12 protein-coding genes are annotated in these 15,217 nt (G+C 67.9%); 1 reads left to right on the top strand and 11 read right to left on the bottom strand.

What is annotated here, in order from left to right:
* Positions 1-18 precede the first annotated feature (18 nt).
* From tpiA to uvrA, 8 genes are all read right to left on the bottom strand, one after another.
* The gene (gene tpiA, locus B7K24_RS13640) at positions 19-807 is read right to left on the bottom strand and encodes a triose-phosphate isomerase (protein ID WP_084129724.1); all 789 of its coding nucleotides are present in this window, start codon (positions 805-807) and stop codon (positions 19-21) included.
* A gap of 3 nt (positions 808-810) precedes the next feature.
* Complete coding sequence (pgk, locus tag B7K24_RS13645) at positions 811-2,001, bottom strand: phosphoglycerate kinase (RefSeq protein WP_084129726.1); 1,191 nt, start codon at positions 1,999-2,001, stop codon at positions 811-813.
* 90 nt (positions 2,002-2,091) lie between these two features.
* Positions 2,092-3,096, bottom strand: coding sequence for a type I glyceraldehyde-3-phosphate dehydrogenase (gene gap, locus B7K24_RS07645; RefSeq protein WP_084129728.1), 1,005 nt, complete (start codon positions 3,094-3,096; stop codon positions 2,092-2,094).
* A 161-nt stretch (positions 3,097-3,257) separates the two neighbouring features.
* Entirely contained in the window at positions 3,258-4,241 is a 984-nt protein-coding gene (gene whiA / locus B7K24_RS07650; protein WP_084129730.1) for a DNA-binding protein WhiA, read from the bottom strand.
* A gap of 16 nt (positions 4,242-4,257) precedes the next feature.
* On the bottom strand, positions 4,258-5,208 hold the full coding sequence (gene yvcK / locus B7K24_RS07655; RefSeq protein ID WP_200808307.1) for a uridine diphosphate-N-acetylglucosamine-binding protein YvcK: 951 nt from the start codon (positions 5,206-5,208) through the stop codon (positions 4,258-4,260).
* Complete coding sequence (gene rapZ / locus B7K24_RS07660) at positions 5,205-6,128, bottom strand: RNase adapter RapZ (RefSeq protein ID WP_084129735.1); 924 nt, start codon at positions 6,126-6,128, stop codon at positions 5,205-5,207. The genes yvcK and rapZ overlap by 4 nt, the downstream gene beginning before the upstream one ends.
* A complete protein-coding gene (uvrC, locus tag B7K24_RS07665; protein ID WP_084129737.1) occupies positions 6,125-8,008 on the bottom strand; it encodes an excinuclease ABC subunit UvrC in 1,884 nt (627 codons plus the stop codon). The genes rapZ and uvrC overlap by 4 nt, the downstream gene beginning before the upstream one ends.
* Positions 8,009-8,012: 4 nt before the next feature.
* Entirely contained in the window at positions 8,013-10,853 is a 2,841-nt protein-coding gene (gene uvrA / locus B7K24_RS07670; protein WP_084129739.1) for an excinuclease ABC subunit UvrA, read from the bottom strand.
* Between the two features lie 92 nt (positions 10,854-10,945).
* Between uvrA and B7K24_RS07675 the strand changes: the two genes are divergently transcribed.
* Positions 10,946-11,221: a YciI family protein gene (locus B7K24_RS07675; RefSeq protein WP_084129741.1), complete on the top strand. Its 276-nt coding sequence runs from the start codon at positions 10,946-10,948 to the stop codon at positions 11,219-11,221.
* Positions 11,222-11,304: 83 nt separating this feature from the next.
* Here B7K24_RS07675 and B7K24_RS07680 read toward each other — a convergent pair whose 3' ends face one another.
* From B7K24_RS07680 to coaE, 3 genes are read right to left on the bottom strand one after another with little or no spacing between them, the layout of a single operon-like run.
* Positions 11,305-12,435 (bottom strand): TerC family protein, encoded by a 1,131-nt coding sequence (locus tag B7K24_RS07680; RefSeq protein ID WP_084129743.1) that lies wholly within the window; start codon positions 12,433-12,435, stop codon positions 11,305-11,307.
* Positions 12,436-12,485: 50 nt separating this feature from the next.
* The gene (gene uvrB, locus B7K24_RS07685) at positions 12,486-14,555 is read right to left on the bottom strand and encodes an excinuclease ABC subunit UvrB (RefSeq protein WP_084129745.1); all 2,070 of its coding nucleotides are present in this window, start codon (positions 14,553-14,555) and stop codon (positions 12,486-12,488) included.
* A gap of 60 nt (positions 14,556-14,615) precedes the next feature.
* Positions 14,616-15,209, bottom strand: coding sequence for a dephospho-CoA kinase (gene coaE / locus B7K24_RS07690; protein ID WP_084129747.1), 594 nt, complete (start codon positions 15,207-15,209; stop codon positions 14,616-14,618).
* Between the last annotated feature and the right edge of the window lie 8 nt (positions 15,210-15,217).

The raw sequence follows: 15,217 nt of genomic DNA on the forward strand, positions 1-15,217 counted from the left end.
AGGCGCCACGCACGGGCGTCAGCCCACCTGGTGTGAACGGAAGCGCGCGATCTTCGCAAACTCCTCAGGGTCGAGGCTTGCGCCGCCCACGAGGCCGCCGTCCACGTCGGGCTCGGCCATGAGCTGGGCGATCGAGCCGGACTTCACCGAGCCGCCGTACAGCACGCGCACGCCGTCGGCGAGCTCCGCGTCGTACAGTTCAGCGAGGCGACCACGGATCGCACCGCAAACCTCCTGGGCGTCCGCCGGGGTCGCGACCTCGCCGGTGCCGATGGCCCACACGGGCTCATAGGCGATGACGACGTCCTTCGCCTTGTCGGCGGGAAGGTCCTTGAGCGCGCCGTCGACCTGGGCAAGCGTGTACTCGACCTGGTCGCCAGCCTTGCGCACGTCGAGGCCCTCGCCCACGCACACGATCGGCACGATGCCGTTGTCGAAGGCAGCCTTGGTCTTGGCGGCCACGACCTCGTCGGTCTCACCGTGATACTCACGACGCTCCGAGTGGCCCACGGCGACATAGGACACGCCGAGCTTCGCGAGCTGCGCGCCCGAGACCTCGCCCGTGTAGGCGCCGGACTCGTGGCTCGAGATGTCCTGAGCACCGTACTTTAGCTCGAGCTTGTCGGCGTCCACGAGCGTCTGCACGGAGCGGATGGAGGTGAAGGAGGCGAGCACCGCGACCTCCACGTCCTCGAAGTCGTGCTTCGCGTCGCGCAGCAGCCACGCCAGCTTCTGCACGGTGTGGGTGGCCTCGAGGTGGTCGAGGTTGAGCTTCCAGTTGCCCGCAATCAGGGGGGTACGTGCCATGGGTCAGTCCTCCAGTACGGCCAGGCCCGGCAGGACCTTGCCCTCAAGCAGTTCGAGCGACGCGCCGCCGCCCGTGGAAATGTGGCTGAAGCCGGCCTCGTCGTAGCCCAGGCGACGCACAGCCGCGGCCGAGTCGCCACCGCCGACCACCGAGAAGCCGTCGGCGTCGATCATGGCCTGCGCGACGGCACGCGTGCCGCCCTCGAAGGCCTCGAACTCGAACACGCCCATGGGGCCGTTCCACACAATGGTCTTCGCATCGGCAATCTTCGAGGCGAACAGTGCGCCCGACTCGGGGCCGATGTCCAGGCCCATCCAGCCGTCCGGAATCTGGTCGGCGGGAACGGTCTTGTGCTCGGCGTCCGCGGCGAACGCCGCGGCGACCTCAATGTCGGTGGGCAGGACGATCTCGACGCCGTTGGCCTCAGCGGTCTCGAGGTATCCCTTGACGGTGTCGATCTGGTCCTCCTCGAGCAGCGAGGAGCCGACCTCGTAGCCCTTGGCCTTGAGGAAGGTGAACACCATGCCGCCACCGATGAGGAGGCGGTCGGCCTTGGTCAGCAGGTTGCCGATGACGCCGAGCTTGTCGGATACCTTCGAGCCACCGAGCACGACCGCGTAGGGACGCTCGGGGTCGGTCGTGGCGCGCGAGAGGGAGACGACCTCCTTCTCGACCAACGTGCCGGCCGCGGCGGGCAGGATCTGAGCGACGTCGTAGACCGATGCCTGCTTGCGGTGAACCACGCCGAAGCCATCGGACACGAACACGTCCGCGAGGGCGGCCAGTTCCTGCGCGAGCGCCTGGCGCTCTTCGTCGACCTTGGAGGTCTCGCGGGCGTCGTAGCGGACGTTCTCGAGCATGGCGACCTGGCCGGACTCGAGTGCGGCGACGGTCTGCTTGGCCGAGTCGCCGACGAGGTCTGCGGCGAGGGTCACGGGGCGTCCGAGCAGCTCCGACAGGCGCGCAGCGGCGGGTGCGAGGGAGTACTCGGGCTTGGGCTCGCCCCCGGGGCGGCCCAGGTGGGCGGTCACGATGACCGCGGCGCCCGCGTCGAGCAGCGCCTGAATGGTGGGCACCGACGCGCGCACGCGGCCGTCGTCGGTGATCGTGGTGCCGTCGAGCGGCACATTGAGGTCGGAGCGGACCAGCACCTTCTTGCCGGTCAGGTCTCCCAGTCCTGCGATGGTCTTCATGTCAATCCTCTTGCCTTGTCGTGACATGGCAACGCCCGCACACGCAGCGCGTGCGCGGGCGTCACCACGATCAGTTCCCGTAGGGGTGGATCAGAGCTTCTCGCCGACGAACGTGGTCAGCTTGACGAGCGAGGTCGAGTAGCCCCACTCGTTGTCGTACCAGGCGACGATCTTGACCATGTTGCCCGACACCTTGGTGAGCTTGGCGTCGAAGATCGACTGGTGCGGGTCGCCCACGATGTCCGAGGAGACGATGTCGTCCTCGACGTAGGACAGCGTGCCGGCCATGGGGCCCTCGGCAGCGGCCTTCACCGCGGCGTTGACCTCCTCAACCGTCACCTCACGGCCGGCCTCGAAGGTGAGGTCGGTGGCCGAGCCGGTGATCGTGGGAACACGCATCGCGAAACCGTCCAGCTTGCCCTTGAGCTCGGGCAGCACGAGGGCGACGGCCTTCGCGGCACCGGTCGAGGTGGGGACGATGTTCTGCGCGGCGGCGCGGGCACGGCGGAGGTCCTTGTGGGGGCCGTCCTGGAGGTTCTGGTCACCGGTGTAGGCGTGAACCGTGGTCATGAGGCCCTTCTCGATGCCGATGGCGTCGTTGAGGGCCTTGGCGACGGGCGCGAGGCAGTTGGTGGTGCAGGACGCGTTCGAGATCACGTGGTGGTTCTCGGGGTCGTAGTCCGTGTGGTTCACGTTCACGACGAAGGTGGCGTCCTCGTTCTTCGCAGGAGCGGAGATGATGACCTTCTTCGCGCCGGCGGCGATGTGCGCCTTGGCCTTCTCGGCGTCCGTGAAGAAACCGGTCGACTCGATCACGATGTCGGCACCCAGCTCGGCCCAGGGGAGGTTCGCGGGGTCACGCTCGGCGAGAGCCTTGATGGCCTTGCCGTCGACGTAGATGTTGTCGTCGTCGTAGGTGACCTCCTTGGGGAACTTGCCCAGGACGGTGTCGTACTTGAGCAGGTGCGCCAGGGTGTGGTTGTCGGTGAGGTCATTCACACCGACAATCTCGAAGTCAGCGCCCTCGGCGAGCGCTGCGCGGAAGAAGTTGCGTCCGATACGGCCGAAGCCGTTGATGCCGACCTTAATGGTCACAGTGAATCTCCTCGGCTTGCGCCGACCATTGCCGGCGCGATTGTGTGTGGATTCTGCGCGCACCTCGACGTGCGCTGGGTGTCCCCGGAACCCCGGGGCTCTTCCGTCAGCCTACACCGATGCGTTGATCGACGAGACGCGACGAAAGTCCTGGTGAAGGGTCAGTCGAGATCGAGGATCTCCTGGTTGATGCCCGCCTCGGTGTCGGGAATACCCAACTCTTCGGCCCGCTTGTCCGCAGTCGCGAGCAAGCGGCGGATACGCCCCGCGACGGCGTCCTTCGTCAGCGGCGGGGTTGCCAGCTTGCCGAGTTCCTCGAGCGACGCATCCCGGTTGGCCAGGCGGAGCTCGCCGGCCTCACGCAGGTGCTCGGGGACGTCGTCGCCGAGGATGTCGAAGGCGCGCGCCACCCGTGCTCCGGCGGCCACCGCCGCCTGCGCAGAGCGACGCAGGTTCGCGTCGTCGAAGTTCGCCAAGCGGTTGGCGGTGCCGCGCACCTCGCGTCGTGTGCGCTTCTCTTCCCATTCAAGGACGGAGTCGTGAGCGCCGATGCGGGTCAACAGCTGCGCGATCGCCTCGCCGTCGCGAATGACGACCCTGTCCACTCCCCTGACCTCACGCGACTTGGCGGAGATGCCGAGGCGGCGCGCGGCGCCCACGAGGGCCAGCGCGGCCTCCGGGCCGGGCGACGTCACCTCGAGCGAGGACGAGCGGCCTGGCTCGGTGAGCGAGCCGTGGGCAAGGAACGCTCCTCGCCATGCGGCGACCGTGTCGTCCACGGAGCCGCCGACCACCTGCGGCGGCAGTCCACGGACGGGTCGCCCGCGCTGGTCGAGGAGGCCCGTCTGGCGTGCGAGGGACTCGCCCTCCTTGACGATGCGGACCACGTACCTGTTGCCCTTCTTGAGGGCACCGCCGGAGACGACGATGATCTCGCCCACCAAGCCATAAACCTCGTGGATGAAGGCGCGCAGTCGGCGCGCCCCGGCGGCGGTGTCCAGTTCGGCCTCGATGACGATCCGGCCGCTCACAATGTGCAGTCCGCCGGCAAAGCGGAGCATCGTGGCGACCTCTGCCTTTCGAGCCGAGAGTTTATCGACCGCGACCCGCGCGAGTTCGTCCTTCACCTGTGCCGTCAAAGCCATGCGCTGATTGTGCCATTCATCGGGCGGACGCGAGGCCTCCTGGTCTCTCTGAGGCCAGGAGGGAGCGCAACGTTTCGCGCAGCCGCTGGGGGTCGTGAGCGTGGGCCTGATACGGATCGCGCACGTCTGCCACCACGAGCCGGGCGCCCCACGCCGCGACCTCCTCACGTAGCCCGGGATCATCGGCGTGAGTCACGTCCACCACGACCTGGGCGGGGCGGAACTCCGGCGTGGCCGCGCGCAAGGCGCGAATGTCATCCACCCGGCTCATTCCCTCCGTCTCGACGTCCTCATCGCCGACGTTGAGGATGACCGTCGCCTTCGGACCCGCCACGACGAGCGCCGCGGCCACCGGTGCCACGCAAAAGTGAGTCAGGACCGAGGTGTACCAGGAACCGGGACCCAGGACCACGGCATCGGCCTTACGGATGGCCTGCAGAGTCGCGTCTGGCACCCGGGGCGTGGCCGGCTCGAGTGCGAGCGACCGGACGCGCCCGGCCGCCGTGGCCACCGCGACCTGTCCGCGCACGACCTCGATGCCGCGCGCCGTCTCCACCTCCGCACGTACCGTGAGAGGCTCCTCGGAGACGGGCAGGACACGGCCATGGGCCTGGAGGAGGCGCGCCACCCAGTCGAGGCCCTCGACCACGTCGCCGCTGCGGTCCCACAGGGCGGCGATCAGCAGGTTGCCGAGCGCGTGACCGTCGAGCGGCCCCTCGGTCGTGAAGCGCCATTGCAGGACGTCGCGCCAGGTCGTACCCCAGGCGGAGTCACCGCACAGCGCGGACAGCGCCATGCGGAGGTCGCCGGGAGGCACGATGCCCATTTCTGCGCGCAGGCGGCCGGAGGATCCCCCGTCGTCGGCGACCGTCACGACGGCAGTCAGGTCGTCGGTGAACCCACGCAGCGCCGTCAGCGAGTGGTAGAGGCCGTGCCCTCCCCCGAGCGCCACCACCGCGAGACTCATGCCTGCGGCCGGTCCCGGTGCGTCACACGCACGTCGTAGCCGCGCTCACGTAGCCGAACGCCCAGCTCCTCTGCGATGGCGACCGACCGATGCTTACCGCCGGTGCAGCCCACGCCGATCGTGACGGAGGGCTTGTCGTGGGCCCGGTAATGCCGCAGCGCACCGTCGATCACTCCCGTGTAGCCCGCGAGAAAGTCCTCGGCGCCCACGCCGCCGAGCACGTACGCACGCACCCGCTCATCAAGGCCCGTCAGGGGCTTGAGTTCGGGGTCCCAGTGGGGGTTCGGGAGGAAGCGGACGTCGGCCACGAAGTCGGCGTCGGCGGGGATGCCGTTCTTGAAGCCGAACGACTGCACGTTGACGTGGAGCTGGGGAACCTCGGCCGCAATCTGCTCGGTGATGAGCTCGCGCAGCTGGTGCACGTTGAGGCGTGACGTGTCGATCACGTGGTCCGCCTCGCCGCGAATCGCCGCGAGCTTGGCCCGTTCACGGCCGATGCCCTCCAGGATCGTCCCGTCCCCTTGTAGCGGGTGCGGCCGGCGCGCCTCCTCGAAGCGTCGCACGAGCGCGCCGTCGGATGCATCGAGGAACACCATACGCACGCTCGCGCCGCGCTCCTCGAGGTCGGCCACCACGGGCGCGAGGTCCTCGAAGAAGGCCCCGCCCCGGGCATCGACGACGGCGGCGAGTTTGCGGGTCGCATCGGAGCCCACCACCGATTCGACGAGTCCAGCCAGCAGGTGGGGCGGGAGGTTATCGACGACATACCAGCCCAGATCCGCGAGCACCGCAGCCGCCCGGGTCCGACCGGCGCCCGACATCCCGGTCAGCACCAGCAGCTCGGAGGGTCGCTCAGTGGTCTCGAGGCGTAGCCGCGGGATCCCCGAGGGATAGGTCGGCGGATGAGTGTCGTCCGTCATGCCTCCAGCATGCCATCGTCACCGCGCAACGCGGCGTAGACCGACCGAGCGAGGCCGTCGCCGATGCCCGGAACCAGGGCAATCTGTTCCGCCGAGGCCTCCTTGAGGCGCGCGGGCGAGCCGAAGTGCCGGATGAGCGCCTTGGCGCGGGAGGGGCCGATGCCGGGGAGGCTGTCGAGTTCGCTCGTCTTGACCGTCTTGCCACGCTTTGCACGGTGGTGGCGGATCGCGAAACGGTGTGCCTCGTCGCGCACGCGTTGCATGAGATAGAGCGCCTCGGAGCCACGCGGCAGGATCACCGGGAATGGCTCACCGGGAATCCAGATCTCCTCGAGTCGCTTGGCGAGTCCGCACAGGAACACGTCCGTAATGCCCAGGCGATCGAGCACCTCGCGAGCGGCGTTGACCTGGGGCAGGCCACCGTCGACCACGACCAGCTGCGGCGGGTAGGCGAAGCGGGCGCTTTCACGCTCCTCGGGCGGCAGCTGCGATTCCTCCAGGTACCGGGTGAAACGGCGCGTCAGCACCTCGTCCATCGCCGCGGTGTCGTCCACGGCATCGGCGATCGAGAACTGCCGGTACTCCTTCTTGCGTGGCAGCGCATCCTCGAACACCACCATCGACCCCACCTGATTGGTGCCCTGGGTGTGTGAGATGTCGTAGCACTCGATCCTGAGCGGCGCGTCCGCCATGCCCAGCGCCTCCTGCAACTCCTGCAGGGCCGCCGACCGGGTGGTGAGGTCGCTCGCACGCTTCAGCCGATGCTGATCGAGCACCTGCTGCGCGTTCTGATGCCCCGTCTGCGCGAGCTCGGCCTTCTTACCGCGCTGCGGCACCCTGATCGCCACGCGGGCGCCGCGCAGGCCCCCCAGTACTTCCGCGAGGGGCGCCGCATCCTCGGGCAAGGCGGGCACCAGCACCTCCGGCGGGATCTCCTCGGGTTCGGCCGAGCCGTACGCCTCCTGGACGAGCTGCAGAACCATGGCCTCGGGACCGAGAGGTTCGGGCTTGTCGACCACCCATCCGCGCTCACCCGTGATGCGGCCATCGCGCACATAGAAGACGTGTGCCGCAGCCTCCATCTCGTCGTCCACCAGGCTGAAGATGTCCACGTCAACGCCCGCGTCCAGCACGACGGCGTTGCGGTCGAGCACGGCGGTGAGTGCCTGCAGTCGGTCGCGCGCACGGGCGGCGGCCTCGAAGTCCTCGCGCTCCGCGGCCTCGGTCATGGTGCGCGTGAGGTCCCGCATGATGCCCTTGGCATCGCCCCCGAGGACGGCACACACGCGCTCGGCGAGCGCCCGGTGGTCTTCCTCCGAGATGCGCCCCACGCAGGGTGCGGAGCACTTGTCGATGTACCCCAGCAGGCAGGGCCTGCCCTGGCGTTCGGCCTTGCGGAACACCCCGGGTGCGCAGGTGCGCACCGGGAGCGCCGCGAGGAGAGTGTCGACCGTTTCGCGGATCGCCCATGCGCGGGCGTACGGCCCGAAATACCGCACCCCCTTCTTGCGCGCGCCTCGCATGACCTGAATGCGGGGGTACTTCTCGTTGAGCGTGACCGCGAGGTAGGGATACGACTTGTCGTCCTTGAAGACCACGTTGAAGCGAGGGTCATACTCCTTGATCCACGTGTGCTCGAGGATGAGGGATTCGACCTCGTTGCGCACCACCGTCCACTCCACCGACGCGGCCGTCGTCACCATCATGCGAGTGCGAGGGTGGAGATTGTTCAGCGGCTGGAAGTAGTTCGCGAGGCGCGCGCGCAGGTTCTTGGCCTTGCCCACATAGACCACACGGCCATGGGGATCGCGGAAGCGATACACGCCCGGCCGCGTGGGGATGGTCCCCGGAGCGGGCCGGTACGTCGTGGGATCGGTCACGGGATCAGGCTGGCACACCGATGCCGAGCATGGGTGCAAGGAACCGGCCGGTGTGGCTCGCCTCGACCGCGGCGACCTCCTCCGGGGTGCCCTCGGCGACCACGATGCCGCCGCCGGAGCCGCCCTCGGGGCCCATGTCGATGAGCCAGTCGGCGCTCTTGATCACGTCAAGGTTGTGCTCGATGACGATGACCGAGTTGCCCTTGTCGACCAGCCCCTGCAGGACCGCGAGGAGCTTGCGGACGTCCTCGAAGTGAAGCCCTGTCGTGGGCTCGTCCAGCACGTAGATGGTCCGACCGGTCGACCGGCGCTGCAGCTCGGACGCCAGCTTGACGCGTTGCGCCTCGCCCCCCGAAAGGGTGGGTGCGGGCTGGCCGAGGCGCACATACCCGAGCCCCACGTCGACCAGCGTGCGCAGGTGGCGAGAGATGCCGGGGATGGCCTCGAAGAAGTCGGCGGCCTCCTCGATGGGCATGTCGAGCACGTCCGCGACCGTTTTGCCCTTGAAGTGGACCTCGAGGGTTTCGCGGTTGTAGCGCGCGCCCTTGCAGACCTCGCACGGCACGTAGACGTCCGGCAGGAAGTTCATCTCGATCTTGAGGGTGCCGTCACCCGAGCAGGCCTCGCAGCGGCCGCCCTTGACGTTGAAAGAGAACCGACCCGGTCCGTAGCCGCGCACCTTTGCCTCGGTGGTGTCGGCGAACAGCTTGCGCACCTTGTCCCACACGCCCGTGTAGGTGGCGGGGTTGGAGCGTGGCGTGCGTCCAATGGGCCCCTGGTCGACGTGCACGATCTTGTCGAGCTGGTCGACGCCGGTGATACGGGTGTGACGTCCCGGCACCTGCCGCGCGCGGTTGAGCGTGTTCGCCAGCGACGTGTACAGGATCGAGTTCACGAGGGTGGACTTGCCCGATCCCGACACCCCGGTCACCGCCGTGAGGACACCCAGCGGGAAGGACACGTCGATGTCGCGCAGATTGTTCTCCCGAGCGCCGACCACGGTGATCTCGCGCCCCTTGTCGGGAACGCGCCGTTCCTCGGGCACGGCGATCGAACGCGTGCCGGCGACGTAGGCGCCCGTGAGCGAACGCTCGTTCGCGAGCAGCTCCTCAACGGTTCCGGTGTGGACGACCTCTCCCCCGTGCTCGCCTGCGCCGGGGCCGATGTCGACCACCCAGTCGGCCGCGCGGATGGTGTCCTCGTCGTGCTCGACCACGATGAGCGTGTTGCCGAGGTCGCGCAGCCGCGTGAGGGTTTCGATGAGGCGGTGGTTGTCGCGTTGGTGCAGGCCGATGCTCGGCTCGTCCAGCACGTACAACACGCCCACCAGTCCCGAACCGATCTGGGTGGCCAGGCGGATGCGCTGAGCCTCGCCACCGGAGAGGGTCCCAGCCGCGCGTGAGAGGGTCAGATAGTCGAGGCCCACGTCGAGCAGGAACCCGAGGCGCGCGTCGATCTCCTTGAGCACCTGAACAGCGATCTGGCGGCCGCGCTCGTCGAGCTCGGCGGTCAGCAGGAAGTCGCGCGCGTCGGCGATCGACAGGTCCGAGACCTCGGCGATCGAGCGTCCGCCAATGGTGACCGCGAGCACCTCGGGCTTGAGCCTGGTGCCCTTGCACACGGGGCACGGCACCTCGCGCATGTACGCCTCGTACTTTTCGCGCGAGAAGTCCGACTCCGTCTGCTCGTGCAGGCGCTGGATCCACGAGATCGCGCCCTCGAACCCGGTGGTGTACTGACGCTCGCGCCCGAAGCGGTTACGGAACTTCACGTGGACTTGGTAGTCCTTGCCGATGAGGACGGCCTGCTTCACGGACTCCGGCAAGTCGCGCCATGCCGTGTCCATCGAGAAGCCCAGATCGTCCGCCAATGCGTTGAGCATGCGGCCGAAGTACTCCGACGACGAGGCGTTCCACGGTGCCACCGCGCCCTGGTTGAGACTCAGGTCCTCGTCCGGGACCACAAGCCCGGGGTCGACCTCGAGCCGCACACCGATGCCGGTGCACTCGGGGCATGCGCCGTAGGGCGCGTTGAAGGAGAACGTGCGTGGCTCGATTTCCTCGAGCGCGAGCACGTGGTCGTTGGGGCAGGCGCGCTTTTCGCTGTAGCGGCGCGCCGGCACGTCGTCGTCCACGGGGTCGATCAGCACCAGGCCGTCGGCGATGCGTAGCGCCGTCTCGACCGAGTCAGTGAGGCGGCGCTGCACTCCCTCGCGCGCCACGAGGCGGTCGACCACGACCTCGATGTCGTGCTTGAGATTCTTCTCCAGCTGGGGTGGCTCGGTGAGTTGTACGACCTCGCCGTCCACACGCGCGCGGGCGAAGCCCTGCTGCTGGAGCTCCTCGAACAGGTCCGCATATTCGCCCTTGCGGCCGCGCACGACCGGTGCGAGCACCTGATAGCGCGTGCCCTCGGGCAGGCTCAACACCGAGTCGACAATCTGCTGCGGGGTCTGCGCCTGAATGCGCTCCCCGCACACCGGGCAGTGCGGCGTTCCCACGCGGGCATAGAGCAGGCGCAGGTAGTCATGCACCTCGGTGATGGTGCCGACCGTCGAGCGCGGGTTGCGGTTGGTCGACTTCTGATCGATCGACACCGCCGGCGACAGGCCTTCGATGAAGTCGACGTCGGGCTTGTCCATCTGCCCCAGGAACTGACGAGCGTAGGCGCTGAGCGACTCGACGTAGCGGCGCTGCCCCTCGGCAAAGATGGTGTCGAAAGCCAAGGACGACTTGCCCGAGCCGGACAACCCGGAGAACACGATCAGCGAGTCGCGGGGGAGGTCGAGGTCGACACCCTTGAGGTTGTGTTCGCGCGCGCCACGGACCAGAAGACGTTCATTCACCCGGCCATCGTACGCGGCAAGCCGTTCGAACGCACGTTCGAACCGGCGTGTCGCCGCGCGGGGCCGGCACGCACCACTGCGACGATGAGCGTATGACCGACTGGATGATCGAATACGTGTACGACGACCGGGCGGGCGAGCGCGACCGTCTTCGCCCCGAGCACCGCGCCCACCTCGCCGCGCTGGCCGAGCAGGGCCGCATGCCAGCCTACGGCCGCTTCGACGATGAGGGCCCCGCCGGCGCCCTGCTTATCGGCCGCGCCGCCACCCTCGCGGACGTCGAGTCGATGCTGGACGACGATCCGTTCTGGACCGCGGGCCTCATCACGCAGCGCCGCATCCGCAGCTGGCCAGCCGTCTGGGCCTGAGACCCGCCGGCTCGTCTTCCACGCACGCACAAGGCGCTCGTCCCGTGAGGGATGAGCGCCTTGTGCGTGGGAGGAGATGTGCGTCAGCGACGTTCGTCGGGTACCACTCCCTCAGCTACCGTGCCGTCACGTTCGCCGCCCTCGCGGACGACGCCGTCCGCGGGTGACCCGCCCACCGCATCGCCCGTCGTGGCCTCGAGTGCCTCCCCGCCGGACTCGGCCTGAACCTTCGCAGCGAGGTTCGCCGACTTGCCACGCGTCGCGATGAGGCTCGCGACCGTCGCGACCACGAGGATGCCGATGATCACCGTGAGCGACGTGCCCGTCGAGATCTCGGGGACCTCGAGGTGCTCGCCACCGTTGATAAACGGCAAATTGTTCTCGTGCAGGGCATGGAGCACCAGCTTGACGCCGATGAACGCGAGGATCGCCGCGAGACCGTAGTGAAGGAACACGAGGCGCTGCAGTAGCCCCTGCACCAGGAAGTACAGCTGGCGCAGACCCAACAGGGCGAAGGCGTTCGCCGTGAACACGATGAAGGGGTCCTGGGTCAAGCCGAAGATGGCGGGGATCGAGTCGAGAGCAAACAGCACGTCGGTCGACCCGATCGCCACCATGACCAACAGCATGGGCGTCGCCATACGCCGGCCCAGCTCGCGGACGAACACGTGGCCCTCGCGGTAGCCGTCCGTCACCGGGAACAGCCGACGGACGCCACGCACCAGGCGTCCCTCCTCGTACTCTTCCTCGGCGTCCTCGTCCTTGTTCTCGCGTGCGAGACCCCAGGCGGTGTAGATGAGGAACGCGCCGAACACGTAGAACAGCGCCGAGAACGCGTCGAGCGCAGCAGCGCCCGCCGCGATGAAGACGCCGCGGAGCACGAGCGCGATCGCAATGCCCACGAGGAGCACGCGGGAACGGTACTTGGGCGGAACCGCGAAGCGGGTCATGATGACGAGGAAGACGAAGAGGTTGTCCACCGACAACGCCTTCTCCGTGATGTAGCCGGCGAAGAACTCCCCCGTCACGAACTCGTCGTGCCACACGTGGAGCACGACACCGAAGATGATGGCGAGCGCGATGTAGAACAGCGACCACAGCGCCGACTCCTTGAAGGAGGGCTCGTGGGGCTTGCGGATGACGACCGCGAAATCGAAGACGAAGAGGCCGACGATCAGCGCGATCGTCGCGGTCCAGACAAGAGGATCGGTCACCGGGCAATCCTAGGTCAGAGCCGCGCGCGGCGACACCGCCGTACCCATCACTAGCCTGCCGCAAGCATCTGTCGCAGTTCCTTCTTGAGCTCGCCGATCTCGTCGCGCAGGCGCGCCGCAATCTCGAACTGGAGCTCCGCGGCCGCCTCACGCATCTGGTCGCTCAGGTCCTCGATCAACTGCGTCAACTCATCCGCGGGCCGGCCCGCCATGGGCGAGGGGTCCTTGGCGCCACGCCGGCCCTTGCCCGACGTCGCGCTCTTGGCCTCGTCGAGCGCCTGGGCCGTGTCGGCCTCCTCGCGAGCGAGCATCTCGGTGATGTCGCCGATGCGTTTGCGCAGCGGCGTGGGGTCGATGCCGTTGTCACGGTTGTACGCGATCTGGATGTCGCGGCGACGGTTGGTCTCCTCGATCGCGGTGCCCATCGAGTCCGTGATGGTGTCGGCATACATGTGGACCTCGCCCGAGACGTTGCGCGCCGCACGGCCGATGGTCTGGATCAGCGATGTGCCGGAGCGCAGGAAGCCCTCCTTGTCGGCGTCGAGGATCGACACGAGTGAGACCTCGGGCAGGTCGAGTCCCTCACGCAGCAGGTTGATGCCGACCAGCACGTCGTAGCGCCCCATGCGCAGTTCGCGCAGCAACTCGACGCGGCGCAGGGTGTCGACGTCGGAGTGCAGGTACTCGACGCGCACGTCGCGGTCCGATAGGAACTCGGTGAGGTCCTCCGCCATCTTCTTGGTCAGCGTGGTGACCAGGACACGTTCGTCGCGCTCGACGCGCTGGCGGATCTGCTCGAGGAGGTCGTCGATCTGGCCCTGCGTGGGCTTGACCACGATCTTGGGGTCGACCAGTCCGGTGGGGCGAATGATCTGCTCCACCACACCGTTAGCCGCATCGAGTTCATACTGCCCCGGCGTGGCCGACAGGTAGACGGTCTGGCCTGTGCGGTTCAGGAACTCGCCCCACGTGAGGGGGCGGTTGTCGAGCGCCGAGGGCAACCGGAATCCGTGCTCCACGAGCGTGCGCTTGCGCGAGCGGTCACCCTCGAACATCGCACCGATCTGCGGGACGGTGACGTGCGACTCGTCGAGCACCAGCAGGAAGTCGTCGGGGAAATAGTCGAGCAGGGTGTGGGGCGGGGTGCCGGCGGCGCGTTGCTCCATGTGACGCGAGTAGTTCTCGATGCCAGAACAGGTGCCGACGGAGCGCATCATCTCGAGGTCGAACGTGGTGCGCATCTTCAGGCGTTGGGCCTCGAGCAACTTGTTCTGACGTTCCAACTCCTCGAGCCGCTCCCCCAGCTCGATCTCGATGGTGCGGATCGCGTTCTCCATGCGATCCACGCTCGTGACGTAGTGCGAGGCGGGAAAGACGTGGACCTGCTGACGCTGCTCGACAACCTGGCCGGTCAACGGGTGCAGCGTGTACAGCGCGTCGATCTCGTCGCCAAAGAACTCGATGCGGATCGCCAGTTCCTCGTACACCGGGATGATCTCGACCGTGTCGCCGCGCACCCGGAACGTGCCGCGCGTGAACGCGAGGTCGTTGCGGCTGTACTGCATCTGCACAAACTCCCGCAGCAGCATGTCGCGGTCGACGACGTCGCCGACGGCGAGCGACACCATGCCCTTGATGTACTCCTCGGGTGTGCCGAGGCCGTAGATGCAGGAGACCGACGACACCACCACCACATCGCGGCGGGTCAGCAGCGAGTTGGTGGCCGAGTAACGCAGACGTTCGACTTCCTCGTTGATCGAGGAGTCCTTCTCGATGAAGGTGTCCGTCTGGGGGACGTACGCCTCGGGCTGGTAGTAGTCGTAGTAGCTGACGAAGTACTCGACGGCGTTATGGGGCAAGAGGTCCCGGAACTCATTCGCGAGCTGTGCTGCGAGAGTCTTGTTGTGGGCCATGACGAGCGTGGGACGCTGCAGGCGCTCGATCAGCCATGCCGTGGTTGCCGACTTACCCGTGCCCGTCGCGCCCAGCAGCACCACATCCTGCTCCCCCGCCTGGATGCGCGCGGCGAGCTCGTCGATGGCCTTGGGCTGATCGCCCGAGGGCTGGTACTCCGAGACCACCTGGAACGGTGCCTCACTACGGCGCAGATCGGGACTCATGCTCCTACGGTACGCGGCGTCACCGACATCACGGTCGGCCGATGCCGGGGCTGGGCGCCGCTAGCGTGGCACGTGGGTACGCCACAGCTCGTCGACCTGGGAGCGCAGGGCGTCGGCGGAACCCGAGCCGTCGAGGACGACGTCTGCGATGGCGGCCCGTTGCTCATCGCTCGCCTGGGAAGCGATGCGACCGCGAGCCTCGCTTTCCGTCATCCCGCGCGTGTGGATCAGTCGGTCGACACGCACGTCTTCCGGCGCCGCGACGGTGATGACGAGGTCGAAGTCGCCGCCGAGCGCGCTCTCCGCCAGCAGCGGGATGTCGTGAACGACCACCGCGACGCCGTCGAGCCTGGCCTGTCGATCGGCCGCCCGCCCCATCGCGAACACGGACGGATGCACGATCGAGTTGAGCCGCTCGCGTGCCACCGGATCGTTGAACACGATGGCAGCCAGCGCTGGGCGGTCCAGCGCCCCGTCCTTCACGACGCGGTCACCAAAGGCCCTGACGATGTCCACCAGGCCCGCGGAACCGGGTTCGACCGCCCGACGGGCCAAGACGTCGTGATCGACGACCCGTGCCCCCAGTTCAGACAGGCGCGCGGAGGCAGTCGACTTGCCGGCGGCGATACCGCCCGTGAGGCCGATGCGAAGCATGGGGCGAG

Origin of the sequence: Demequina sp. NBRC 110055 (assembly GCF_002090135.1) — a bacterium.
In the GTDB taxonomy this organism is placed as follows: Bacteria; Actinomycetota; Actinomycetes; order Actinomycetales; family Demequinaceae; genus Demequina.

Coding starts and splice junctions, on each gene's coding strand:
- rapZ (WP_084129735.1), bottom strand. CDS start 6,128: ATGACGGACGACACTCATCCGCCGACCTATCCCTCGGGGATCCCGCGG.
- pgk (WP_084129726.1), bottom strand. CDS start 2,001: ATGAAGACCATCGCAGGACTGGGAGACCTGACCGGCAAGAAGGTGCTG.
- coaE (WP_084129747.1), bottom strand. CDS start 15,209: ATGCTTCGCATCGGCCTCACGGGCGGTATCGCCGCCGGCAAGTCGACT.
- yvcK (WP_200808307.1), bottom strand. CDS start 5,208: ATGAGTCTCGCGGTGGTGGCGCTCGGGGGAGGGCACGGCCTCTACCAC.
- uvrB (WP_084129745.1), bottom strand. CDS start 14,555: ATGAGTCCCGATCTGCGCCGTAGTGAGGCACCGTTCCAGGTGGTCTCG.
- tpiA (WP_084129724.1), bottom strand. CDS start 807: ATGGCACGTACCCCCCTGATTGCGGGCAACTGGAAGCTCAACCTCGAC.
- B7K24_RS07675 (WP_084129741.1), top strand. CDS start 10,946: ATGACCGACTGGATGATCGAATACGTGTACGACGACCGGGCGGGCGAG.
- whiA (WP_084129730.1), bottom strand. CDS start 4,241: ATGGCTTTGACGGCACAGGTGAAGGACGAACTCGCGCGGGTCGCGGTC.